Genomic DNA, 23,374 nt, shown 5'->3' with positions numbered 1-23,374 from the left:
GCAAAAACTGTGGCCGAGATAAAATATGAAAATTAATATCAACGAGTTCAAACGTATCGACGTGATGCAGGGAGAAAAGCAGGTCTCGAGTGACGAAAATGTTGTCTTTTCCACGGTTTTAGGCAGCTGTATTGCCGCTTGTCTTTTCGACCCTGTGGCAAAAATCGGAGGCATGAACCATTTTCTGTTAGCCGAACCTAGCGGTTCCGATCAGGACCCTCATTCGCTCAAGCGTTATGGCGTTTACGCTATGGAAGTCTTGATTAACGCGATGCTGACCAAAGGCGCGCACCGTAACCGCCTCCGCGCCCGCCTTTATGGTGGGGCAACCATGCGGAGCGGATTTGGGGACATCGGGATCAAAAATGCCGAATTTGCTCGTCGCTTTTTAGAGGATGAACAGATCCAGCTCAGCGCAGAAGATATTGGCGGAACGACGGCCAGAAGAGTGGATTTTTGTCCAGCCTTGGGTCTCGCTCGCTGCCGCCATGTCGAAAACCAGAGACCTGTCGAACGGCTCGAAATCGTTCCCGACAAAGCGGGGGATGTTACCTTTTTCTGATATTACCTTTTGTAAGGTAGTGTCCTATATCGGCTTCATTCTGCGCTTTATCTAATTTTGGTCTTTTCCGTTCAGGACATTGCGCAATTTTTTAATAAAGACCTCGTATTATAGATTTTTGAGTGAGTGCTAGCTTTCAGGAATATATCATGGCTCAAACGATAATGACTGTTGATGACTCTCCCAGTATGCGCATGTTATTGCGAGCTGCCCTAAGCAAGATGGGATATTCCATCATAGAAGCAGAGGACGGCGTGGATGCGATGGAAAAATTAAGCAATCATCGACCCGATTTGCTTATCACCGACATCAACATGCCCAGAATGGACGGTTTCGGCCTCATCGAAAATGTCAGACAGGATGACAGTTGGCGCAACATGCCGATTTTGGTTCTGACAACCGAAACCTCTGACGAGAAAAAACAACGCGCAAGGATGGCTGGCGCGACAGGCTGGATTGTCAAACCTTTCAGCCCCGATAAACTCGCCGCCGCTATTCGACGGGTGCTGCATTAACATTTTTAGCTTTTCAGCCGTTCCTTTTAAGGCGTTTGCTCTATTAAAGTATCATAACCGGCTTTACGATTTTATTTCGGGACAGACAGTTTTTCGAAAAAATTTTTAACCACTTTTCAAGCGGCGAAAAAGGAGGCTCTTCATTATGGGCGAAACTAAAAACGAGCTGTTGGCAGGAAAGACAGAAAACACGGCTTTACAAAATCAGGCCCATGATTGGCAGCATTCTTCCGATGCACGCCAGCTCATCACCTTCCATATCGGGGAACAGTTTTTCGGGGTTGATATAATGGCTATTCGCGAAATACGCGCATGGTCACCCGCCACCAACCTCCCGAATGTTCCGAATTATGTTCGGGGTGTCGTCAATTTACGCGGTGTCGTGTTACCGGTTTTCGATCTTCGCCAGCGTCTGGGGTGGGGCATGACCGAACCGACCGCTCGTCACGTCATTATCGTTGTCCAGATCGGGGAACAGTTACAAGGCCTGATTGTCGACGCGGTCAATGATATCGTTACCGCCCGTCATGAAGATATGCAGCCGGTTCCTGATGTCGGGGAATCCACGGCGGCACGCTTTTTGGAAGGTTTGGTCACCATTGATGACCGGATGATTATGGTTCTCGCCTTGGATCGTCTGCGCGAAAATGGTCTCCCGATACCGGATCAAGGTTTAGAATAGGCTGCTTTTGCCACGCTCCAAGATAAAAAGTAAGAAGAGGGCGGTGAAATATGCTCCGGCCTCTTCCGGCTTTTCAACTGTTTGGCTATAGCTTTTTTATGAACCGACCTTCTTTAAAGCATTTTTACATCAAATCCTTTGGCTGCCAGATGAATAGCTATGACGGCGAAAGGATGTCAGAATTACTGGAATCACAAGGTATGAAACCGGCCAAAGACGCGGAAACCGCCGATCTGGTCGTTCTCAACACCTGCCATATCCGCGAAAAAGCGGCTGAAAAAGTTTATTCTCAAATTGGTCGGTTAAGACGACCTGACGGCTCTTCTCCCATGATTGCCTTGGCCGGATGTGTCGCGCAAGCCGAAGGTGCCGAGGTGCTGGCACGCACTAAAATGGTCGATATCGTCGTCGGGCCTCAAGCCTATCACCATTTACCCGAACTGATCGAAAAAGCAGCAGCGGGTAAAGTCGTCGATATTGATATGCCGCTCGAATCCAAATTCGATGCGCTCCCTGAACGCCGGAAAGTCGGGGCAAGCGCCTTTCTCACGGTGCAGGAAGGCTGCGACAAATTTTGCACCTATTGCGTCGTGCCCTACACACGCGGTGCCGAAGTCTCCCGTCCTTGGTCTCGTATCATCAAAGAAGCGCATGCTCTTGTTGACAAAGGCGCGAAAGAAATCACGCTTTTGGGTCAGAATGTAAATGGTTGGTCAGGCGAAGACGAAGCCGGACGCGCCCAAGGCCTTGATGGCCTGATCCGCGCGCTGGATAAAATCGACGGTTTGGAACGTATCCGCTACACCACCAGCCACCCGAATGACATGACGGATGGCCTGATCGAAGCGCATGGCGAAGTAAAAAAGCTGATGCCCTTTTTGCATTTACCCGTGCAATCAGGCAGCAATCGCATCCTGAAAGCCATGAACCGCGCCCATACCACTGAAAGCTATCTGGCCTTGATGAATCGCTTAAAAGCGGTGCGGCCGGATATCGCTTTATCCGGTGATTTTATTGTCGGCTTTCCGGGCGAAACGGAACAGGATTTTCAGGAAACCTTGGATCTCATTTCAGAAGTTCGTTATTCTTTGGCCTTTAGCTTTGCTTACAGCCCGCGTCCAGGAACGCCTGCGGCTGACATGATTGATCAAATCGAGCCAGAAATCAGCCGCGAAAGATTGCAACGGTTACAAGCTCTTTTGAACCAGCATCAGTTTGAGTTTAATCAGCAGACGGTAGGCCGGAAAACAGCGGTTCTGATTGAACGTCATGGCAAAAAAGAAGGCCAGATGATCGGGAAATCGCCTTGGCTGCAATCCGTCATCGTCGAAACGCCTGTAGCCATTGGTGACACGGTAGAGGTCGTCTTAACCGATGCCGGTCCCAATAGTGTAAAAGGCCAACCGATCACCATCGACAAGCTTGAAACGGTCTAGATTCTCTGCCGAAAAAAACATCCCAAGTTCGGTAGTTCCCTTGTCACAGGAAATAGTCTAGCATCACGAAAGCCACGCCTTCAAAGGGGCGACGATACAGGGAAAAAGAATGGCGCGCAAAATGGTGCAGGCTCAGGCCGGTGATCTTGCCCGACTTGAGCTTATTTTTGATAAGCCTCAACTATTAGGACGTCTCTTTGGTGAATATGACCAAAATTTGGTAACCATTGAAAACCGTCTGGGCGTTTATATCGCGGCCAGAGGGAATCGTTTACAAATTGAAGGTGAAGCAACCCATGCGGCACGCGCCCGCGAAGTGCTAACCAGCATCTACAACCGGATTATTCAAGGGCAAGATCTCGATAAAGGCGCGGTTGAAGCCTTTATCTCAATGTCCTCCGACAATTCGATGGAAGGCATCATGCGGACTGAAAACAGCTCTGCGCCGGAATTGGTCATCCGCACACGGAAAAAAACGATCATTCCGCGCTCGGCAACCCAAATTCGCTATATGGAGCAATTAAAGTCGAAAGATCTTATCTTTGCTCTCGGGCCTGCTGGAACCGGAAAAACCTATCTTGCCGTTGCCCAAGCGGTGCAACAAATGATGCAAGGTTCGGTTGATCGCCTGATCCTTTCTCGTCCGGCGGTCGAAGCCGGTGAAAGATTGGGCTTCCTTCCCGGCGATATGAAAGAGAAGGTCGATCCTTATCTTCGACCACTCTATGATGCGCTTTACGATATGCTTCCGGCGGAGCAGGTCGAACGCCGCCTTGAAAATGGTGAGATCGAAATCGCACCTTTGGCCTTCATGCGGGGACGCACTTTATCCGATGCCTTTGTTATTCTCGACGAAGCTCAGAATACCACACCGGCACAGATGAAAATGCTTCTGACCCGCTTCGGTATGAACAGCCGGATGGTTGTTTGCGGTGATCCGTTACAGGTCGATTTACCCAATCCGGGGAAATCTGGTCTAGCCGATGCGGTACGCCGTCTTGAAAATGTCGATGGTATTGGTATCACCCGCTTTACGGTGCAAGATGTTGTCCGCCATCCTTTGGTCGGACGGATCGTTGATGCCTATGAAAATACACCGATAGGCCGCGCCCGTTTAGCCATGCTTGAACAAAATCCGGCAACGGTCGATCTCAACGCCTTCGACAATCCTCCAGAAGAGAATCCTGATGATAACGGTTGAAGCCGATATATCTGAATCATGGCCAGAACCTCCAGATTGGGCAGCACTGGCACAAACAGCCTGTGAACAGGCGCTTTCGGTCAGTGCTTCCAATTTTCTCCTTTCCAAAGAATACGAAACCGAAATTTCGGTTTGCTTTTCCGATAACGATACCGTTCACGATTTAAATAAAACATGGCGGGACAAAGACCGCCCGACCAATGTTCTCTCCTTCCCCATGATGGAAGCGGAAGAATTGGCGACCATCAAACAAATGGTTGGTTCAGAATGCCTGCTCGGGGATATTATCTTGGCCTTTGATGTCGCCAAGAAAGAAGCCTTGGAAAAAGGCATTTCTCTTGAAAATCATGTGACCCATTTAATCACCCATGGCACGCTTCACTTATTAGGTTACGACCATATTGTGGAAGCCGAAGCCGAAGAGATGGAAGGCTTGGAAAGAAAAGCCTTAGCCATACTCAATATTGCCGATCCTTATCCGGATGATGAACCGAACAAGGAAAGCCTTGACGGATAAATCAAGTCCGTTCACCCTATTACCCACCAATTAAGCGGAGATAACGCGCGGGAGATGTCTGAAGATTCCAGTACCGACAACGGAGGCGGCCTGTGGCGCGGCCTTCGTAATTTTCTTTTCCACGAAGAAAAAGAACCCACCCTACGCGAAGTCATTGAAAAAGCCATCGAAGAGCATGAGCATGATACGCCTGATCGCGATGACTTATCCCCGATAGAAAGACGGATGCTCCGTCGCCTTTTGCATTTTGGTCGCCGATCTGCGGGCGATGTTGGCACGCCTCGTGCTGATATCGTCGCGGTTCCCGACACTATCAACGGGCATGATCTGATTGCGGCTTTTGCCCATAGCGGCCTCAGCCGTCTTCCGGTTTATAAAGAGACGTTGGACGACATTATCGGAATGCTCCATGTCAAAGATATCTTCAGCCTGCTTGCTGAGGGTAAAAAAGACAATTTCGATTTAAAAGCCCTCCTTCGCCAACCGCGCTATGTTCCTGAAACAATGGGCGTACTCGATCTGCTGGCAGAAATGCGGGCAACGCGTACCCATATGGCGATCGTTCTGGATGAATATTCCGGTACCGAAGGTCTGATTACGATTGAAGATCTGGTAGAAGAAATCATCGGCGATATCGAAGACGAACATGACGAGGCACCGACTGCGCTTCTGACCGCTCGTCCAGACGGCATTTGGGAAGCCGAAGGCCGGACAGAATTAGAAGACATCGCGGAATGGATTGATCCCCATCTCAGCGAAGTTGAAGAGGATGTCGATACCATCGGCGGCCTTGCCACTGTTTTGGCAGGCCATGTGCCGCAACGGGGCGAGATTTTGGAACATCCCAGCGGTTGGCGCATTGAGATTCTCGCCGGAGACAGCCGTCATGTGGAACGGGTCAAACTTTACCCACCGGCCAATAATCCAGATGGGGATTAACGCTTTTTATGCTTAAAAATATCTGGAGCCGGATGAGCTACCGACGGCGTCTTCTCAGCGGAATGTTGCTTCTGGCCTGTGTCAGCGCACCGTTTATTATCCGAGATCGGGCGCATGTCCCCTTCGATCAGGTAACCGGCGTTAAACCGGTTCTGACCGAACCCAGACGGCATTTGTTATGGCCGGTTTTCAATCCGGGGCGTTTTGTCGGATGGTCGGATAACAAAAAACCAGAAGCGGCTTCGGGTTTAAAAATATCGCTTTTCGCGGAAAAGCTTTATCATCCCCATTGGCTTTATCTGTTACCGAATGGCGATATTCTTGCTTCGGAATCAAAAGCGCCGATCTCATCTCGCCATAAACCCGGATTTTTAAAGCGCCTTTTCTGGCATCTCACCCGCCGCGAAACTGACTCTTCACCCGACAGAATCGTCTTGCTGCGTGACAGCAATCATGACGGCGTGGCTGACCAGAAAACGGTTTTCATCGACCAACTGCATTCCCCATTCGGAATCGCTTTAAAGGGCGACATTCTTTATGTCGCCACCAGCGATGCCGTTTTGGCCTATCCCTATAAAAGGGGTGAAGATCATATCACCGAGGCGGGTCGCCAAATCGTGGCACTCCCTGCGGGTGATATCAATCTCAACTGGACGCGGAATATCACGCTCAGTCCAGATGGACGCTATCTTTATGCGGCGGTTGGTTCAGCGACCAATATCGCTGAAAAAGGAATGGCGCTGGAAAAAGAACGCGCCGCTGTCTGGGAAATTGATCTCAAAGACAATTCCCATCGGCTTTATACGGCGGGTCTCCGCAATCCGGTTGGCATGGCCTTCAATCCCCAGACCAAGGCTTTATGGACAGTCGTTGACGAACGGGACGGCGTTGGTTCGGATATGGTGCCGGATTATATGACCCAGCTTAATCCTGGTGATTATTACGGCTGGCCACAATTTTATTGGGGCGGCTATCCTGACCGTCACTTCAAAAAAATCGACAAACTAACCCAGACCACGGTTTCTTGGCCTGATTATTCCTTGGGGCCCCATGTGGCACCCTTGGCTCTGGTTTTTGCCCATGATCCGGCTTCTGGTAATGTTGATCTTGGCGATAGCTTTAAAAACGGCGCCTTTGTTTCCGAACATGGTTCCTTATATCGCTATCCATGGTCGGGCTATCAGGTTGTTTTCGTGCCTTTCGATAATAAAGGCGAAGCAACGGGCAAGCCGATAACCGTCGTCAAAAATTTCCGCCAAGGGAATAAAGTCTATGGTTTGCCAGCGGGCATGACCGGCGATGGCGCAGGTGCCTTACTCATTGCGGATGAAGCCAGCAACCGGATCTGGCGCGTAGCAAAAAGCTAATTCTAACCAGACTTTGCCAAGCCAATATGGCTTGGCAAAGTCTGGATTTTCTCAAATAATTTTTATCTTGAAAATAGGGTAGCACAGCGGCATTTTTTAAAGTCTATCAGGCCAGAAATTTCACAGCCTAACTATCCTTTCTCAAACAGACTTATTTCTTGAGCCGCCCAGCCCTCAATCTTCATTCTTGCAATATTCTGATGCCTAACGGGCAATCGCATCAAACAAAAACATGCCCGTCAGATCCGCCATACGGCGACGATAGCGATCCACTTTTTCAGGATAGCGCACATCTTTCACCAAGGACAAACTCCGCAACTGCGCGAATAAATGAATATCATCGGTAGAGAGCTGACCATTGACCGCTTCCGGTGACTGAATCAACGGTTCCAACTGCTCCAAGCTATCTTCATAACGACGAACCAAACGCGGCGTATCTTGCAGGCAATGCTCGAAATCACCCACTTCGCCTTCTTTCCGTCGAATGAAATAGCGTCTTGCCGCTTGGGTCGCGAATTCAGGTAAAGGTGCCATAACCGCACGCGGATAAAGCAGCGAATAAATACCAGAAAAGCTATGCATCGCGCGCAAAACAGCCGGATTACGCGCGCCTTTCAGCAAAGGCGTCCCTTTTTCTTTGTCGATATATTCGACGATATCCATACTTTCGCCCATAAATCGGCCATTTTCTTCTAGAATAGGCACCAGCTTATAACCGGTCATTCTGATCGGCTGCGCTTCATCATTATGCTGCAAGATAATCTGGTCGAAAGCTAAATCTTTCAGACCAAAAATCATTCTGGCCTTCACACAGAAAGGACAATGTTCGTAGATATAGAGCTTCAGATTCATCAGCCGATCCGCCTTCTCTTCTCGCCATTACAAGGGCAACGCCATCTTAGCGCGCATGGCTAGAATGTTTAAGGCAAAATCACCTTTTCGCTTCGATATCAAAGGAACGGGCTTTTCTTGGAAATCTCCAAAAACAAAAGAGAGGACTCTTTGACATCCCACTCAAAAACAGCCTCTTGCTGTCTTGTGCCCTTTTATAAATCTTCCGGCGAAAGCCCCAGCGCATCACGAGCGCGCGCCCCTAAATCAAGACCATTCACCACTTCCACCATGTGGAAAGGATCTAATTCGGTAACCAGCTTTTTGTCTCTGATCTCTTTATAATAAGAAAGCTTTAAAACACCGCGCCCATCAACGGCTTTCAAAACGCCTCTTCCAGTAAGGTCGATCGCGTTATCGGCACTCCGCAGAAAAATTTTGGTAAAGCCTTTTTGGCGCACAGCCTCGACCAGCGCTTCATCTGCTGTAAAAGCCAGACTTCCCAAACTAGCCAAAGTCACTTCATCGGCCACAGCAGGGTCATCCGACGGCACAAGCTTATAAACAGGCTCCGGCAAAATCACTTCTGCAACCGAACCCATCGGCTCTTCATCAGCATTAAAAAGCTGCATATCGGTTAATGTCTGAAATTGTTCCATTTTCCGGCCTTGTTCTACCAATCTATCAAAGAATAGAGACAGCGATTCCCAAAACCGGCCGCCCTCTATGATAGGTGACTCATCAAGAGTCTCTCTTGCAAAATTTCATCAACCGAAGCAGTGTAACAATAAAATTATTCAAATAAAATATACAAAGATAAATTATTATAAAATATCATGCAGCTTGGTAAATAATTTTACAAAGATTGTAATCAAAGCCTTCCCTTTATAACGCTCAAGACATTCCGATAAAAAACCGAGTTAACTTCTCAACGGAAAAGACGGATGCTTGGTCAGCCATTCCTGTGCCAATTTCTGCGCTTGCGTAATCTGGGCAGGCGTCATCATTTTACTCAAAATCTGACAGTTATTCTCGGCATTTTTCAGCCCTAAACGCGCAGCCAGACTAAACCACATATAGCCATCGACGTCATTCCGTTCGGTTCCCTCGCCCAGATGCGCCATTTTCCCTAACATGAAGAGGGCAACCACATCCCCTTGCTCGGCCGCTTTCTGATACCAAGAGGCCGCCTCTTTATAAATTGGGGCTTTACCATTGGCCTGATGATAAAGAATGCCAGCTAAATTGGATTGCGCTTTTACAAAGCCTTGATCGGCCGCCTTCTGATACCACGCCAAAGCAATCTTGCGATCCTGCACCACGCCTTGGCCTTTGTCATACAAATAGGCGATATTATATTCTGCAGCCGGAAGCTTCTGATCGGCTGCCTTTTGATACCATGTGGCAGCGGTCGCCATATCTTGGGTAACGCCCTGACCCTGACTATACATCACGCCCAGATTATATTCCGCCAAAGCATACCCTTGCGCAGCGGCCTTCTGATACCAAATAGCGGCGGTTTTATAATCTTGGGCGGTGCCTAATCCCTGATAATACATATCGCCCAAATTGGTCTGGGCGACCTTATCTCCTTGACCTGCTGCCCGTTGCAACCAGGTCAAAGCCGATTGAAAATTCTGGGGAACCCCCACGCCATATTGATACATACTGCCGACGTTATTTTCAGCTTTCACAAAGCCCTGATCGGCCGCTTTTTGATACCATGAAAAGGCGGTTTTATAGTTGCGCGGTACCCCTTTTCCGCGTTCATAGAGCGCACCTAGATAAAATTGCGCTTCGGCATGCCCCATATCGGCGGCCTTCTGAAAATACTCTTTCGCTTGAGCGTAACTCTGCGCTGCATTCTGGCCGTGATAATAACGCAGCCCTTGCTCAAAACTACTATTTGCCTTTTTAACATCGACCGATTTAACCACAGCAAAGGCAGGAAAAGACGCAACAGGAGACCAAACAACCAGCAGAGGAAGCCAAATATTTTTCTGAAAAAACAAGCTCTTTTTCGTCAATTTCACGGTTACACCCCTATTTTTTCAGAAACCGGAATAAAAGATACCGTCATCATTCTTAAGCTCAGGATAACAAGCTGTTTCCTAAAAAGATAACCCATGATTATTATCCGATAGCGATAAAGTAGAAATAATCGGAAACTGTGCTTTTTATTACTTCACAAAATCAAAAAGATATAATGCTAGGTTATGTTGACAAAGGAAGGTAACCACAATTTTACGGCCGCGATATGAAGGAAGGCGAGGAAAGATTTTCTGGTTTTGTCATAGCGTGTGGCAATACGTCTGAACTGCTTCAACTTATTGAACATCCGCTCAATACGATTACGATCTTTGTAGTGCTGGAGATTATAAGGAATAGGCTTTTTCCGATTGGAACGAGGCGGGATAACAGGAAGGATGCCTCGAAAAAGCAGTTTTTCGCGTAACCTATCGCTATCATATCCTTTATCAGCGAGAAAACGGTGGGGTGTTGTGACAGGGATATCTATCAAGCTATCAGCGCCAGAATAATCAGAGACCTCACCACCTGTAAGTTCGAAAGCTAGAGGGCGGCCTTGACCATCGGAACGGGCGTGGATCTTGCTCGTAAAGCCTCCGCGGCTGCGACCAAAGCCTTCCTTATACGTCCCCCTTTTGCGCCAGCCGCTTGGCTGTGGGCGCGAATAATCGTACTATCTATCATATGTTGCCAGTCATCTGTCAGGCCAAGGTCAACCAGGGTTTCAAGAAGAGCGTCCCAGACACCCTGTTCTGCCCACCTACGAAACCGAACATAGACCGAATTCCATTTCCCATAACGTTCATGCATATCTCGCCACGGGCAGCCTGTTCGAAGCACATAAAGCATACCATTGAGAAATAACCGATTACTTTTGGCGGGACGCGCGCAGCGGCCTCGTTCGCTTGGAAGAAGACCCTCTATTATCTCCCACTCCGCGTCTGTCAGATCTCCTCGCATCCTATCTGCCCTACAAAACTTGTTCTCAAGTTATCTCTAAAAATCTTAAATTATACCCTTTGTCAACATAACCTAGTGATTTTCAAAAAAAATTAAACAAAAAATCATAAAAATAAAATAATATGTCAGATATTTAATAAATTATATCAGGCAATCTATTTACATAGAACAGTCAGGAAAAACATAAATAGCCTTACGCCCATGAAAAATATATAATTTTCCTAAAAAATAATAGAAAAGAAGAAAATGCACTTCTTTATTAGGCAAGGTCTCACATCTTCTATAGTAAAAAAGATAACCAAGACACGACAAAAATATTCAATAGAATATCAGTGCCTCAGTTAAAATATTTCAAAAGTTCGTATTTTTCTCTCATCAGAAATAAAAATATATCAACCAAATATCGCCAAGCTCAACACAGACTCTTTTATCGAGTGTAATTTTGTAATTCAGGTTAATTTAAAAATTTCTTTTGATTATCTAAAAAAACTAATCTTTTTTAGAAGGATAACAGCCCATCTTCCTTTTTTTGCATCCGCGGTATTTTTTTATTATTAAAAAAATGGTTTTAAATCAGTCCTTAGCACCCTTTTTGATAGCCGAGAACAAATCGGAAAAACCGATAACTGTAAAAAATAGTTTGATAATGAAACGAATTATCATTAGCAATGCCACTGTTATGAAAATACCGAATCAACATAGAAAAAGTAACGATATTTTATACCATTGGGTGTCGAGAAAAATAATACGCTCTTTTTCTGACCCACATCCCAAATAATGATCAGAACTTCTTGACCGATTAGCCAAGATCAAAGCCGGAAAGCCTTTTTTATTTACGCAATGCTAATAACCAAATCCATTATCAGCATTAGGAATGAACGGAATAGAGGGAAAATAAATATGGCAATCATTGACAGGAACAACGCTCAAAAGCATACATCCTTCTTGAAAGCGGATTTATTTCCAAAATCTCATTCCGATAAAAGAAAAAAGAAAATATGCGCAGCTTGTTCTATGGATCATTCGAAAACTGATTGTCTTAGATCCTGTTTGCTTCTTGCAAGCTCGTTTTTTATTCTTCCCACCAATAGTGCTGCGGCTGCTCAACCTGACACCCAAATACAAAGAGACAGCGCAAAATTAGGCAATTCTACCCCCCTCGTCAGCCAGATCGATCCCGCCGCTGCCAGAGATTCCAAAACAACCGCTCCCGCTCCCACCGCAGAAAACAAAGACAAACTCGATACCAGTGGTAATCTTCTCGGCGATATGGGCGGCATTCGGACATGGCTCTACAAATACGGGATCACCTTCGATCTCGAAGAATATGATGAATTATGGGGCAATGTTTCCGGCGGAACCAGCGGCAAACCCGCCTACGAAGCTGTCACCGCCCCAACCGTCAGAATTGACCTCGAAAAACTGATCGGCCTCAAAGGCGGTTTGTTCAATGTCAGCGCGCTGCAAACACGGGGACGCTCGATCAGTCAGGAACAGCTCTCCGTTTATAACCCTGTCAGCGGTTTTGAAGCCGACCGTTCTACCCGTCTATTTGAATTATGGTATCAACAGAGCTTCTTCCACGACAAACTCGATATCAAAATCGGACAACAAGATCTTGATACAGAATTTCTCATCAGCGATTACGGCGCGCTTTATCTGAACGCCAATTTTGGCTGGCCAATGGCACCTTCGGTCAATCTCTATGGCGGCGGGCCTGCATGGCCATTGGCCTCTCCGGCTATCCGTTTCCGCTATCGTCCCAACAATCAGCTAACTGTTCTTTTTGCGGCCGCCGACGATAACCCCTCCGGTCACAGCTTTTATAATACTGCCGATCCGACCAATCAAAGCGTCCATAGCAATGGTGCCAATTTCAACATGAGTGGCGGCGCTTTTCTGATCGCAGAACTACAATATGCCATCAACCCCCAACCAGAAGACATGTCCAATCTCACTGAAAATCCGGGTTTGCCGGGTATCTACCGCTTGGGCGGCTTCTACGATACCGGACGCTTCCCCGATCAACGTTACGACACGAATGGCAATCTGCTCGCCTCGCCGGACAGCACGGGCAATCCCAGAATGCATCGCGGCAACTGGATGATTTACGGTATCATCGACCAAATGATCTGGCGGCCATCCTTAAATTCTCCGACATCCTTAGGCGTCTTCGTTCGACCAACGGGTAATATGGGCGACCGCAACCTTGTCTCTTTTGCCATTGATGCCGGTTTTAACCTGAAAGCGCCCTTTAAAGGACGGAATAATGACACCGTTGGTATCGCTTGGGGCATGGGACGAACCAGCTCCAGACAACGCGCTTATGACCGCGATTTACGCTATTTCAACGCGGGCACCTATCAACCGATAGCGGGCACCGAACATCATATAGAATTGACTTATCAGGCACAGATCACGCCTTGGATGGTCTTACAACCTGACCTTCAATATATCGTGCATCCATCAGGCGGGGTGCTCAATGCCAATACCGGCAAGCAAGTCGGCAATGAAGTCGTCTTCGGTCTACACAGCAATATCAGCTTCTAACCAAGCAAAAATACGCTTTAGCCATGAACCTTCATGCCCCATGTTTGAAAGAAAACCCTTTCGGTAAAACCCGATCCTACCGCTCTTTTTTGCCCTGACATTATGAAGCCATTTGGTAAAGAGTACCTGTGATAAGCAAAATTATAGCCATCCAATTATCGCGCAGCGATCGCCCTCAATTGCGCGTATTTCTCTCTTTTTAAAAAAGCACCTCATCACCCCCAAATGATGTGATTTGCCCCATTCCCCCACAGCCAGAATATGATAGGCTCGAAATCCCTGTCACCTTTTGATGGTAACAGGCTTTTTGCACGCAAAGACTAAATAGCCCTGCTTTTTTCAGGATAGGATGCCCAATGAAACAGCGCCCATTAGGAAACACCGGATTTCAGGTTGCCCCGATTATTTTCGGCGGCAATGTCTTTGGCTGGACAGTCGATGAAAAACGCAGCTTTGCTCTATTGGATGCATGGGTTGATGCCGGTTTTAACGCCATAGATACCGCCGATATGTATTCGTCTTGGGTCGAAGGCAACAAAGGCGGCGAATCCGAAACCATTATCGGCCATTGGTTACAAGCCCACCCGTCAAAACGCGACAAAGTCCTGATTTTTACCAAGGTCGGCGGCGATTTTGGCGATGACAAACGAAAAGGCCTCAAGGCTGGTTATATTCGTCTCGCAGTCGAAGCTTCGCTGAAAAGATTATCCATCGAAACAATTGACCTTTACCAATCCCATTTCCCTGATGAAACGGTCGATGATGAAGAAACGCTCAGCGTTTATCAGGATCTTATTAAAGAAGGCAAAGTTAGGGCGATCGGCGCTTCGAATTACAGCGCGACCCAACTCGACCGTGCTTTAAAAATTGCAGCTGATAAAAATCTTCCAGCCTATCAAACCTTACAGCCGGAATATAATCTCTATGACCGCAACGGCTACGAAGGCGGCCTTTCCGATTTATGCGTGGCGCATAATATCGGGGTTATTCCCTATTACAGCTTGGCCTCCGGTTTTCTGTCCGGCAAATACCGTTCCGAAGCCGATCTCGGTCAAAGTAAACGCGGCGAAGGCATTAAAAAATATCTGAATAATCGCGGGATGCGTATCTTGGCGGCTTTGGACGAAGTCTCAAAAAGACAGAATGCCAAACCAGCTGAAATCGCCTTGGCATGGTTACTGACCCGTCCGGCCATCACGGCTCCGATTGCCAGCGCCACCAGCATCGAACAAATGAACAGCCTTAAAAAGGCCACCGAAATAAATCTGACACAGGAAGACGTTATCCTGTTGAATGATGCCAGCAGCATTTTACCAACGGACTAATAACAATATCTTGGCTTCCGATACAGATTTCTGATGCGAGACATCGCTTCATTGCCTTTTGTATCGGAAGACAGGGTTAAAATATTCGTGACGCGAGCGGATATTTTAACCCTTTTTTTCGAACAACATGCGGGCAAATTTATAACAGGGATAGAAAAGCTGTGAAATATTGGGCGATCCTCGGCGGCATAATGTGTCTCACGCTAAATAGCGGAGCGATGTCGGCAAAAACAGAACCTCGCTATGTTCTTGAAAAGGTCGTGGAATTAAGCCGTCACGGTGTCCGCCCGCCAACGCCCAAAGAAGCTGACTATCTCGCAGCAGGCACTAACCGGAGCTGGTCAGAATGGGTCACCCCCTTGGGTGAACTAACGGGACATGGCTATGCCGCTTCGATGCTCAAAGCCCGCTATGAGGGGGAATATTACCGGAAAAACGGCCTTCTGAAATCAGGCTGTGGCCTTTCCAAAGATGTCTATATCTGGAGTAGTCCGGTCGAACGGTCAAAGGCTACCGCCTTGGCCTATGTCGATGGGATGTTTCCGGCCTGCAATATTCCCATTCACTACACTGATATGAATTCTGACTATCTGTTCCATTTCCAAAAATTGGTGCCGCCCACCATTCCTCTGGAAAAAGCCAAAGCAGAAATAGAACAAATATTGGGGGGCAGCTTATCCAGCGCTCGCCAACGGATGCAGCCAGAAATCGCCCGTCTCAAATCCGCCGTCTGCCTGCCGGGCAAAGCCTGCCCGATGTTCGACACCCCATGGCAAATTAAGGATAAAGACAAAGGCGGGGTCAGCATCAGCGGCCTTGAAAGCCTCGGCAGCATGGGGGAAGTGCTGCTTCTCCAATATAGCGAGAATAAACCCCTTTCCGAAGTCGCCTTCGGGAAAGCGCCTAACGCTGCGGCAGTCGGTGCCTTACTGCCATTGCTGACACTCCGTTATGATGTCGGGGATGATCGCTTCTCGGTGGCACAACAAGGCGGATCGGTTTTACTGAACCAAATCCGTATGGCCTTGGAATTGGGAACGGGTAGCAGCTCAACCACCGCGAGACAAACCGTCGCAGGGCCACCTGATGTCGCCTATCTCTTATATGTTGCCCATGATACCAATGTTGCTTTTATCCGACGCCTGATGTCTTTCACATGGCAGCTGGGTGACTATCCTCGTGGCAATATTCCGCCCACCAGCAGTTTAGTTTTTGAAAGATGGCAAGATCGCGTGACGAAAAAACGCTTTATCCGCCTTTATTTCCAAACCCAGTCACTCGATCAAACCCGTTCACTTACGCCCATAAACCAACAGAATAAGCTGCTCACCGCAGAATATAAAAAACCGGATTGTCAAAAAACGCGGGTCGGAACACTCTGCCCAATTGATGGAGTGATCGAACAGATGAACCACGTCATTGATTATTCGACTGTTGCGACAGCCGCTAATCCGTTAAAGTAATACCCCCCTTTTGGAATTCTCCATTCTGTGGTGTATTGAGACGATATTATGAGAATTGAGTTTACCTTTCCCTGCTTCGGATCGCTGCGGACAGTCGCCACCGATGATGCCCAATTCGGCGATGCCGTCATTTTCTTCGGCTGGTTCATTACCGAAACCGCGATGAATATTGCAGTGGAAGGGTACAAGGTTAAAATGGATGAGGTCATCAGAATGGTCGTTCTCGATAACGACGGCACAGACATCACGACCAAAGTCGCCGATTTCTACGCCAAAGCCTCCCACGACATTCAGGAAGAGCATAATCAATAATTATTATGCTGACAGAGTAATTATAAAGCATTTTTAAATTGTATGAAAAAATAGAAAAATGATATATTTTGCACGCCAATTATTTGTTGGCGCTCAACCATATAAAATAATTACTTATTTCAACGATGATTCTTTATAAAGTTCATCTAAAACATTTTTAGTGCAAACTGTAAAGTCACCCATAGCATTAGAAATGTCATTTTGATTTTGAACTTTGACAGACAAATCAATAGTATTTTTTAAATTATCAAGGGAAGAACCTAATTGATTTACTTCACTTTTCTCTAAATCATCTCTTAACTGAGCTTTAATATCTACCAAGACCCACTGTAATTTATTTATAGAATCCAAACATTCATTTCTATTTTTTTCTGCTTGAATATAATCATTTTTTTCTAATGCTTCATCCAAATGTCTAGATTTTTGTAATAGATCTAGTATCTCTTCATTTAATTTTTTTGTTATTTCTGAAAAATGTTCACGTCGAGTTTCATCTATTTTAGACTTTAAGTTCAGTTTAGGTGCAAATTGATATGTAAAATAAGACGAAACACACAATGTAATTACAGAAAAGAGAATCGTAACCCATATTGGTTTTTTATCATTTAACATTACATCCTTAATATAATTTAAAATTAACATCTTATTTTCCTCATTTTAATTCACTCTATAATTTTAAAAACCTTTAATAAAATACATTCAAATAAATTATTATTAATTTAAAAATTCTTAACTACGTAATTACTAGAATGAAAATTAATTATTTAATGATATACTTCATCTATAAACAATTGATTAAACAAAATAAAAAATTAAGTAATAAAATATAATTAAATTTTACATAAAAAATTATTATTTATAATTTAAAATTCTAAACCAACTACCTCGATCGCCTATTCACTCTTATCAAACGCACAATATTTTCAGTGCTACGCTCGACATTGGCTGCCGCCGACAACAATGCTTTCTCCAACGGCATCGCCGCAGGCAAAATCCCAAAAATCGAATCAATGCCTTTTTCGTAAAGGCTATCTATCCCCTCACCAACATAGCCCCCTAAGGCAATCACCGTCGTTTCAGGATTAGCTTTCTTCGCTGCCTGCGCCACGCCCATCGGGGTTTTTCCATATTGGGTCTGGAAATCAATACCGCCCTCACCCGTCAACACATAATCAGCGGCTTTGCTTTTCTCCATAAGACCCGTGATGCGGATAACCAGCTCAATCCCTTTTTCTATCGAAGCTTGGGTGAAGGCCAATAAACCACCACCCAGACCACCGGCGGCACCCGCCCCCGCCTTGTCGGCAATATCCTTGCCCAAGGTTGCTTTTATAACCGCTGCATAATGCCGCAAATTATCATCCAACTGCCGAACCATCGCAGGCGTTGCCCCTTTTTGAGGCGCAAATACCGCGCTCGCCCCAATCTCCCCCACCAAAGGATTGGTGACATCCGAAGCAATAATAATCTCGCTCTCAGCTAAACGAGGATCAATGCCAAAAACGTCGATCTCAACTAATTCAGACAGGCTGCCACCACCTCGCGCAATTGGCCGACCGTCTTTGTTTAAAAACCGCACGCCCAAGGCTTCAGCCATACCTGCACCGCCATCATTGGTCGCACTCCCACCGACCCCAATGATGATTTTGCGAATACCCCGATCTAACGCCGCCTTAATCAACTGACCCGTGCCATAGGTCGTCGTGATAAGCGGATTTTTAGCCTCTCCCGCCACAAATTGAATACCACTTGCGGCAGCCATTTCGATCACAGCCGTCTTCTGGTCGCCCAACACGCCATACTCAGCCATAACGACTTGCATCAACGGATTCATCACCTGCTCGGTCACCAGATATCCATCCGTCGCATCGACCAAGGATTGCACTGTGCCTTCGCCCCCATCGGCCATTGGCAAAATAACCGTTTCGGCTTCCGGCCAAATCTTCTTGATCGCCTTTTGCATCGCACCTGCCGCTTCTTTTGCGGTCAGGCTGCCTTTGAAAGAATCCGGAGCCAACAGGAATTTCATCATGCATGCTTTCTATTTTGCGACAGTGCATAAATCTCATGGCAGAAGCGCTGCCATAAAAAATATTCCAACTTCTAAAACCCGCTATTCACCGCGGTTTCAGCTATCGCAAGTTACTCAGTCAGCATAAAATACACTATCATGGATATTATTGGCACAGAGATCATTCTAAAAAAGACTAAGATAAAGGGCAGGATCATCAAAGGACAGGGACATGATCGACTATAAAACGGCGGATAAATCGGCATTAAAGGCAGAATACAAACGCCTTTCACGGGAAACGCATAACCTTCCCTTTTTCACGAAAAAAGAATTCTATGCTCTTCCCGAAATATTGGACGATGAAGAAACCCCTGTCGCGATTACATCCGGCATGATGAATGATCACACATGGCTTATTGTTCTGACGAACCGGCGGATCATATTCCTCGATAAAGGCATGCTGTTCGGTGGCGATCAGGTTATTATCGACCTCTCCGATATCACCGCCATCCAAGGCTCAACCAGCCTGTTTTTCGGCGAAATCACGATAAGCACGGCGGGGCAAAAACATGAGATCAGCCATATCTATAAAAAGGCAGTCAATGCCTTCATCCAAATGACGGATAAAGAACGGGATCAATATCGCTCTGACCCGATCAAGAAGATCAAACCCTTCCATCAAAACACATCGGATAAAGTAACCCAGCTCGAAAAACTGGCTGCGCTCAAAAATCAGGGTATTCTGACAGAAGAAGAGTTCGAAAAAGAAAAAAGGCGGATTTTAGCCCTATAAAATTCGAAAAGATTTCTTACATTGCACCCTTCTCACAGACGGCCGACCTTTTAAAATAATAGCTAAAAATCGGGAAATAGAATTATGTGCGGTATTATCGGTATTATCGGGCGCGAAGATCTTTCGGAACGTTTGTTTCAGGGCCTGCGACGTCTGGAATATCGCGGTTATGATTCCGCCGGTATGTGCACTATTCATGATGGCCAACTGGATCGCCGCCGTGCAGAAGGCAAGCTGGATAACCTCGGTCGGGTGCTGGCTAATAATCCGCTTCCCGGCACTATCGGTATCGCGCATACACGCTGGGCAACCCATGGCGCACCGACGGTCGCCAATGCCCATCCCCATATCGCTGGCGATGTAGCCGTTGTTCACAACGGCATTATTGAAAACTTCAAAACACTGCGTGACGAATTACTAGAACGCGGCCATCATTTTGAAAGTGAAACCGATACCGAAGTCGTCGCCCATCTACTCGATGAACAGATGCAGGCGGGCAAAGACCCACGCCATGCGGTTTCCATCGTTCTTAAAAAATTACGGGGCGCTTTTGCACTGGCGATCCTGTTCAAAAACTATCCCGATCTTTTGATTGGTGCCCGACTGGGTTCTCCTTTGGTGGTTGGCTATGGTGATGGGGAAAACTACCTCGGCTCGGATGCCTTGGCGCTTGCCCCTCTAACCCAAAAGATCAGCTATCTTGAAGAAGGTGACTGGGTTGTTCTGACCCGCGACACTATCGAAATTCACGATATAGAAGACCGCATCGTCGACAGACCTGCGGTTATGTCCGGTGCCAGCGGCCTGATGGTGGAAAAAGGCAATTACCGCCATTTCATGCAGAAAGAAATCTTCGAACAGCCGGTCGTTGTTGCTCAAACCCTACAAAGCTATCTCCGCCCTGTCGAAGGACAGGTTGCCCTCCCAACGTCCGATTTTGATTTATCCAGCATCAAACGCGTCACGATTGTCGCTTGTGGAACCAGCTATTATGCGGGCATGGTCGCCCGCTACTGGATTGAACGCTTCGCCCGTGTGCCGGTCGAAATTGAGGCAGCTTCCGAATACCGCTATCGTGAACCTGTGATGGAAGAAGGCGGCTTATCCGTTTTCATCAGCCAATCGGGTGAAACCGCGGATACGTTGGCAGCTCTCCGCCATGCCAAGGCAGGAGGACAAAAAATCGCGGTCGTGGTCAATGTCCCGACCAGCAGCATGGCACGCGAAGCCGACCTGTTGCTCCCAACTCATGCAGGCCCCGAAATCGGGGTAGCCTCAACCAAAGCCTTTACTTGCCAGCTTGCGGTTCTCGCCGCCTTGGCAACTCATATCGCACAGGTAAAAGGTCAGATCTCTGCTAAGGACGAACAAGAAATTGTTCGCCATCTAGCCGAAGCACCCGCCGCCCTTAATGCCGCCCTTGCTTTTAATGACAAGATCGAAACCGTTGCGGCTTCTATCGCCCCTGCGCGGGATGTTCTCTATATTGGTCGTGGCCCCGATTTTCCTTTGGCGATGGAAGGCGCGTTAAAGCTGAAAGAGATCAGCTATATTCACGCCGAAGGCTATGCGGCTGGCGAAATGAAGCATGGCCCTATTGCGCTTATTGATGACAAGGTGCCGATCATCGTTCTGGCACCGTCAGGGCCGCTTTTTGAAAAGACGGTTTCCAATATGCAAGAAATGCAGGCGAGAGGCGGCAAGGTCATTCTTATCTCGGATGAGAAAGGTATTCTTGAAGCCGGAGACAACTGCCTTGCAACTTTAACAATGCCAAAGGTTCATCCTTTGATTGCACCGATTGTCTATGCTATTCCGGTGCAACTTTTGGCCTATCATGTTGCGGTTATTAAAGGCACGGATGTCGATCAGCCTCGCAACCTCGCAAAGAGCGTTACCGTCGAATAGTAAATTTATACCCACTGATAGTAAAACTATATTTCTCTTGACCTAGGCTTTCCCTAATTTGGTTATGACGAAAACGATCCTTTAACAAGGGTTGTTTCATCACAATCTGGGATACGGACAAGCATAGGCGGAAACTCTCCCGCCTTTTGTCTTTCCGGCAATCCAGATTGTTCGGTAACGATACGAAACGGGAATGCCTATGTCCGCCCTTCATGCTTTGCAGCCACTCTATTCAATATCAGGCTTAGTGATCGGCTTTCTTGTAGGTATGACCGGCGTCGGCGGTGGTTCCTTGATGACCCCGCTTCTTATTTTGCTGTTCGGTGTTCATCCCCAAACAGCTGTCGGAACCGATCTGCTTTACGCATCTGCTACCAAATTCGTTGGAACTGGCATCCATGGTTTCAAAGGGTCGGTTGATTGGCAGGTTGTTTCCCGTTTATGCGCAGGCAGTATTCCGGCTTCCATTCTCAGCCTACTCTTCCTGCATTATCTTGGGATGCCGTCTTCAACTACCTCCCATATTATTTCGGTAACATTGGGTATCGCCTTACTGCTGACCGCCCCCAGCGTGTTATTCCGTGAAAAAATACGGGCATGGGCAAATCGCCGCAATAAACCCATTGGAAAAAACAGCACCGCCTTTCTGACGGTCTTTCTCGGTTTTCTGCTCGGTGTGTTGGTATCTCTTTCGTCGGTGGGTGCCGGTGCCATTGGCGTTACCGTGTTGATTATCCTTTATCCAACGCTTCCTACCGCCAAAATTGTGGGCTCCGACATTGCCCATGCGGTGCCTTTGACGCTTATCGCTGGATCAGGTCACTGGATGATGGGCGCCATTGACGTTCCAATGCTGCTTTCCCTTTTGGTCGGCTCTATTCCTGGTATCATCTTGGGCAGCCTGTTTATCGGCAAGGTCAATGAAACGGTGCAGCGTTCCGTGCTGGCAACCATTCTCTTCATCGTCGGCTTACGCCTCGTTTAATTGCACAAGATATCGAACGTCACAGAAACCGGATAGCTCTTTGCTATCCGGTTTTTTATTGAAGCCAACCGCACTTACTTCGGCAGTATCTCGCCAATTAAATCCAAAAATGCATCGGCAGCCTTGCTGCGATATCGCTCTTTGTGGCGCAAAGCAAAAAACGGACGCGGCATCAACTCTAAATCAGCCGCATAGAGACTGCCCGCCATAATCGCAGGCGTCACCACAAAAGAAGACAACGCCGAAATACCGGCTCCCGCTTCCACTGCTGTCCGCACAGATTCATTGGAAGGCAAAACCAAAACCGTCTTCAAACTATCGGGATCAACACCATAAAGCCGCAAAAATTGATCAAAGGTGGAACGCGTGCCAGAGCCTTTTTCACGGACGACCCAACAAGCCGAACGCAGATAATCGGCATCAATCGCTTTTTCAGGAAAAGGTGCAGAACGCACCAATAACAAATGATCCTGTCCAATCGGCCAATGCGCTAATGATGGATGATCGACCGCACCTTCAACAAAACCCAGATCAACATTCCCCTGCTCGACCTGCAAAGCCGCCTGCTCGGTATTTCCGATCGCGACATCCAAATTCAATAACCGATAACGCTTCCGAAAAGCTAAAAGCTGCGGAGGCAACCAATAAGAAGCAATCGTCTGACTTGCGACCAAGCGCAAAGTCCCACGCTTCAAACCGCCCATTTCACTCAACATAATTTCGGCCGTTTCAGCGCGCCTCAATATCGACCGCGCCTCTTCTAAAAAAAGCTGCCCAGCTTCACTCAAACAAATACCACGACCAACACGATGAAACAGCTTCACGCCATAACGGTTTTCCAAGGCGGCAATAGCCGATGAAACCGCCGACTGGGAAAGATGCAACGCTTGGGATGCTGCGGTCATATGCTGACGCTCTGCCACGCTTACAAAAATACGAAGCTGCTCAAGGGTCATCACTCTTCCAATCTCATTCATCACTTCAAGTGA

The 23,374-nt window shown here is 47.2% G+C and carries 21 protein-coding genes and 1 pseudogene; 15 read left to right on the top strand and 7 right to left on the bottom strand.

Going from position 1 to position 23,374, the window contains the following annotated elements; genetic code table 11:
• The first annotated feature begins 25 nt into the window (after positions 1–25).
• The 8 genes from FBY58_RS00800 to FBY58_RS00765 all read left to right on the top strand — a co-directional run bounded on the left by FBY58_RS00800 (position 26) and on the right by FBY58_RS00765 (position 7,219).
• Positions 26–562, top strand: coding sequence for a chemotaxis protein CheD (locus tag FBY58_RS00800; RefSeq protein WP_141919008.1), 537 nt, complete (start codon positions 26–28; stop codon positions 560–562).
• Positions 563–711: 149 nt separating this feature from the next.
• The gene (locus FBY58_RS00795) at positions 712–1,077 is read left to right on the top strand and encodes a response regulator (RefSeq protein ID WP_141919006.1); all 366 of its coding nucleotides are present in this window, start codon (positions 712–714) and stop codon (positions 1,075–1,077) included.
• 145 nt (positions 1,078–1,222) lie between these two features.
• Complete coding sequence (locus tag FBY58_RS00790; RefSeq protein WP_141919004.1) at positions 1,223–1,759, top strand: chemotaxis protein CheW; 537 nt, start codon at positions 1,223–1,225, stop codon at positions 1,757–1,759.
• A gap of 98 nt (positions 1,760–1,857) precedes the next feature.
• Positions 1,858–3,195, top strand: coding sequence for a tRNA (N6-isopentenyl adenosine(37)-C2)-methylthiotransferase MiaB (miaB, locus tag FBY58_RS00785; RefSeq protein WP_141920574.1), 1,338 nt, complete (start codon positions 1,858–1,860; stop codon positions 3,193–3,195).
• 109 nt (positions 3,196–3,304) lie between these two features.
• Positions 3,305–4,396: a PhoH family protein gene (locus tag FBY58_RS00780; RefSeq protein WP_141919001.1), complete on the top strand. Its 1,092-nt coding sequence runs from the start codon at positions 3,305–3,307 to the stop codon at positions 4,394–4,396.
• A complete protein-coding gene (gene ybeY, locus FBY58_RS00775) occupies positions 4,383–4,913 on the top strand; it encodes an rRNA maturation RNase YbeY (RefSeq protein WP_141918999.1) in 531 nt (176 codons plus the stop codon). Before FBY58_RS00780 ends, ybeY begins: the two co-directional genes overlap by 14 nt.
• 54 nt (positions 4,914–4,967) lie before the next feature.
• On the top strand, positions 4,968–5,852 hold the full coding sequence (locus tag FBY58_RS00770) for a hemolysin family protein (protein WP_141918997.1): 885 nt from the start codon (positions 4,968–4,970) through the stop codon (positions 5,850–5,852).
• An 8-nt stretch (positions 5,853–5,860) separates the two neighbouring features.
• A complete protein-coding gene (locus tag FBY58_RS00765; RefSeq protein WP_141918995.1) occupies positions 5,861–7,219 on the top strand; it encodes a sorbosone dehydrogenase family protein in 1,359 nt (452 codons plus the stop codon).
• A gap of 204 nt (positions 7,220–7,423) precedes the next feature.
• Here the strand turns inward: FBY58_RS00765 and grxB are convergent, their stop codons facing one another.
• From grxB to FBY58_RS00745, 4 genes and pseudogenes are all read right to left on the bottom strand, one after another.
• Positions 7,424–8,071, bottom strand: a complete 648-nt coding sequence (grxB, locus tag FBY58_RS00760) for a glutaredoxin 2 (protein ID WP_141918993.1) — start codon at positions 8,069–8,071, stop codon at positions 7,424–7,426.
• Between the two features lie 194 nt (positions 8,072–8,265).
• Positions 8,266–8,709 carry a phage major tail tube protein gene (locus FBY58_RS00755; protein ID WP_141918991.1) on the bottom strand — a complete coding sequence of 148 codons (444 nt, stop codon included), beginning with the start codon at positions 8,707–8,709 and terminating at the stop codon, positions 8,266–8,268.
• A gap of 261 nt (positions 8,710–8,970) precedes the next feature.
• Positions 8,971–10,083 carry a tetratricopeptide repeat protein gene (locus tag FBY58_RS00750; protein ID WP_141918988.1) on the bottom strand — a complete coding sequence of 371 codons (1,113 nt, stop codon included), beginning with the start codon at positions 10,081–10,083 and terminating at the stop codon, positions 8,971–8,973.
• Between the two features lie 176 nt (positions 10,084–10,259).
• A pseudogene (locus FBY58_RS00745) lies at positions 10,260–11,038 on the bottom strand (IS5 family transposase).
• Between the two features lie 1,014 nt (positions 11,039–12,052).
• On the opposite strand from FBY58_RS00745, the gene FBY58_RS00740 reads away from it, so the two are divergent.
• The 4 genes from FBY58_RS00740 to FBY58_RS00725 all read left to right on the top strand — a co-directional run bounded on the left by FBY58_RS00740 (position 12,053) and on the right by FBY58_RS00725 (position 16,688).
• Positions 12,053–13,588 (top strand): carbohydrate porin, encoded by a 1,536-nt coding sequence (locus FBY58_RS00740; RefSeq protein WP_260431995.1) that lies wholly within the window; start codon positions 12,053–12,055, stop codon positions 13,586–13,588.
• Positions 13,589–13,944: 356 nt separating this feature from the next.
• The gene (locus tag FBY58_RS00735) at positions 13,945–14,913 is read left to right on the top strand and encodes an aldo/keto reductase (protein WP_141918985.1); all 969 of its coding nucleotides are present in this window, start codon (positions 13,945–13,947) and stop codon (positions 14,911–14,913) included.
• A 191-nt stretch (positions 14,914–15,104) separates the two neighbouring features.
• Positions 15,105–16,376, top strand: coding sequence for a histidine-type phosphatase (locus FBY58_RS00730; RefSeq protein ID WP_260431994.1), 1,272 nt, complete (start codon positions 15,105–15,107; stop codon positions 16,374–16,376).
• 48 nt (positions 16,377–16,424) lie between these two features.
• Positions 16,425–16,688, top strand: a complete 264-nt coding sequence (locus FBY58_RS00725; protein WP_141918981.1) for a hypothetical protein — start codon at positions 16,425–16,427, stop codon at positions 16,686–16,688.
• Positions 16,689–16,802: 114 nt separating this feature from the next.
• Here FBY58_RS00725 and FBY58_RS00720 read toward each other — a convergent pair whose 3' ends face one another.
• Entirely contained in the window at positions 16,803–17,330 is a 528-nt protein-coding gene (locus tag FBY58_RS00720; protein WP_141918979.1) for a hypothetical protein, read from the bottom strand.
• Between the two features lie 238 nt (positions 17,331–17,568).
• Positions 17,569–18,720 (bottom strand): glycerate kinase, encoded by a 1,152-nt coding sequence (locus FBY58_RS00715; RefSeq protein WP_260431993.1) that lies wholly within the window; start codon positions 18,718–18,720, stop codon positions 17,569–17,571.
• Positions 18,721–18,931: 211 nt separating this feature from the next.
• Between FBY58_RS00715 and FBY58_RS00710 the strand changes: the two genes are divergently transcribed.
• From FBY58_RS00710 to FBY58_RS00700, 3 genes are all read left to right on the top strand, one after another.
• Positions 18,932–19,492, top strand: a complete 561-nt coding sequence (locus tag FBY58_RS00710) for a PH domain-containing protein (protein ID WP_141918977.1) — start codon at positions 18,932–18,934, stop codon at positions 19,490–19,492.
• Between the two features lie 84 nt (positions 19,493–19,576).
• On the top strand, positions 19,577–21,400 hold the full coding sequence (glmS, locus tag FBY58_RS00705; RefSeq protein ID WP_141918975.1) for a glutamine--fructose-6-phosphate transaminase (isomerizing): 1,824 nt from the start codon (positions 19,577–19,579) through the stop codon (positions 21,398–21,400).
• 199 nt (positions 21,401–21,599) lie between these two features.
• Positions 21,600–22,385: a sulfite exporter TauE/SafE family protein gene (locus tag FBY58_RS00700; protein ID WP_141918973.1), complete on the top strand. Its 786-nt coding sequence runs from the start codon at positions 21,600–21,602 to the stop codon at positions 22,383–22,385.
• 74 nt (positions 22,386–22,459) lie between these two features.
• On the opposite strand, the gene FBY58_RS00695 is transcribed toward FBY58_RS00700, so the two are convergent.
• Positions 22,460–23,341, bottom strand: a complete 882-nt coding sequence (locus FBY58_RS00695) for a LysR family transcriptional regulator (protein ID WP_141918971.1) — start codon at positions 23,339–23,341, stop codon at positions 22,460–22,462.
• Between the last annotated feature and the right edge of the window lie 33 nt (positions 23,342–23,374).

The organism is Zymomonas mobilis, from assembly GCF_006715975.1.
In the GTDB taxonomy this organism is placed as follows: Bacteria; Pseudomonadota; Alphaproteobacteria; order Sphingomonadales; family Sphingomonadaceae; genus Zymomonas; species Zymomonas mobilis_B.
The sequence above is the reverse complement of the archived record's forward strand: the minus strand, read 5'-3'. Positions and strand labels throughout refer to the sequence as shown.

Bases quoted from the DNA above. Each gene is read 5' to 3' on its own strand.
- FBY58_RS00800 (WP_141919008.1), top strand. From the start codon at position 26: ATGAAAATTAATATCAACGAGTTCAAACGTATCGACGTGATGCAGGGA.
- FBY58_RS00795 (WP_141919006.1), top strand. From the start codon at position 712: ATGGCTCAAACGATAATGACTGTTGATGACTCTCCCAGTATGCGCATG.
- FBY58_RS00790 (WP_141919004.1), top strand. From the start codon at position 1,223: ATGGGCGAAACTAAAAACGAGCTGTTGGCAGGAAAGACAGAAAACACG.
- miaB (WP_141920574.1), top strand. From the start codon at position 1,858: ATGAACCGACCTTCTTTAAAGCATTTTTACATCAAATCCTTTGGCTGC.
- FBY58_RS00780 (WP_141919001.1), top strand. From the start codon at position 3,305: ATGGCGCGCAAAATGGTGCAGGCTCAGGCCGGTGATCTTGCCCGACTT.
- ybeY (WP_141918999.1), top strand. From the start codon at position 4,383: ATGATAACGGTTGAAGCCGATATATCTGAATCATGGCCAGAACCTCCA.
- FBY58_RS00770 (WP_141918997.1), top strand. From the start codon at position 4,968: ATGTCTGAAGATTCCAGTACCGACAACGGAGGCGGCCTGTGGCGCGGC.
- FBY58_RS00765 (WP_141918995.1), top strand. From the start codon at position 5,861: ATGCTTAAAAATATCTGGAGCCGGATGAGCTACCGACGGCGTCTTCTC.
- grxB (WP_141918993.1), bottom strand. From the start codon at position 8,071: ATGAATCTGAAGCTCTATATCTACGAACATTGTCCTTTCTGTGTGAAG.
- FBY58_RS00755 (WP_141918991.1), bottom strand. From the start codon at position 8,709: ATGGAACAATTTCAGACATTAACCGATATGCAGCTTTTTAATGCTGAT.
- FBY58_RS00740 (WP_260431995.1), top strand. From the start codon at position 12,053: ATGGATCATTCGAAAACTGATTGTCTTAGATCCTGTTTGCTTCTTGCA.
- FBY58_RS00735 (WP_141918985.1), top strand. From the start codon at position 13,945: ATGAAACAGCGCCCATTAGGAAACACCGGATTTCAGGTTGCCCCGATT.
- FBY58_RS00730 (WP_260431994.1), top strand. From the start codon at position 15,105: ATGTGTCTCACGCTAAATAGCGGAGCGATGTCGGCAAAAACAGAACCT.
- FBY58_RS00725 (WP_141918981.1), top strand. From the start codon at position 16,425: ATGAGAATTGAGTTTACCTTTCCCTGCTTCGGATCGCTGCGGACAGTC.
- FBY58_RS00720 (WP_141918979.1), bottom strand. From the start codon at position 17,330: ATGTTAATTTTAAATTATATTAAGGATGTAATGTTAAATGATAAAAAA.
- FBY58_RS00715 (WP_260431993.1), bottom strand. From the start codon at position 18,720: ATGATGAAATTCCTGTTGGCTCCGGATTCTTTCAAAGGCAGCCTGACC.
- FBY58_RS00710 (WP_141918977.1), top strand. From the start codon at position 18,932: ATGATCGACTATAAAACGGCGGATAAATCGGCATTAAAGGCAGAATAC.
- glmS (WP_141918975.1), top strand. From the start codon at position 19,577: ATGTGCGGTATTATCGGTATTATCGGGCGCGAAGATCTTTCGGAACGT.
- FBY58_RS00700 (WP_141918973.1), top strand. From the start codon at position 21,600: ATGTCCGCCCTTCATGCTTTGCAGCCACTCTATTCAATATCAGGCTTA.
- FBY58_RS00695 (WP_141918971.1), bottom strand. From the start codon at position 23,341: ATGACCCTTGAGCAGCTTCGTATTTTTGTAAGCGTGGCAGAGCGTCAG.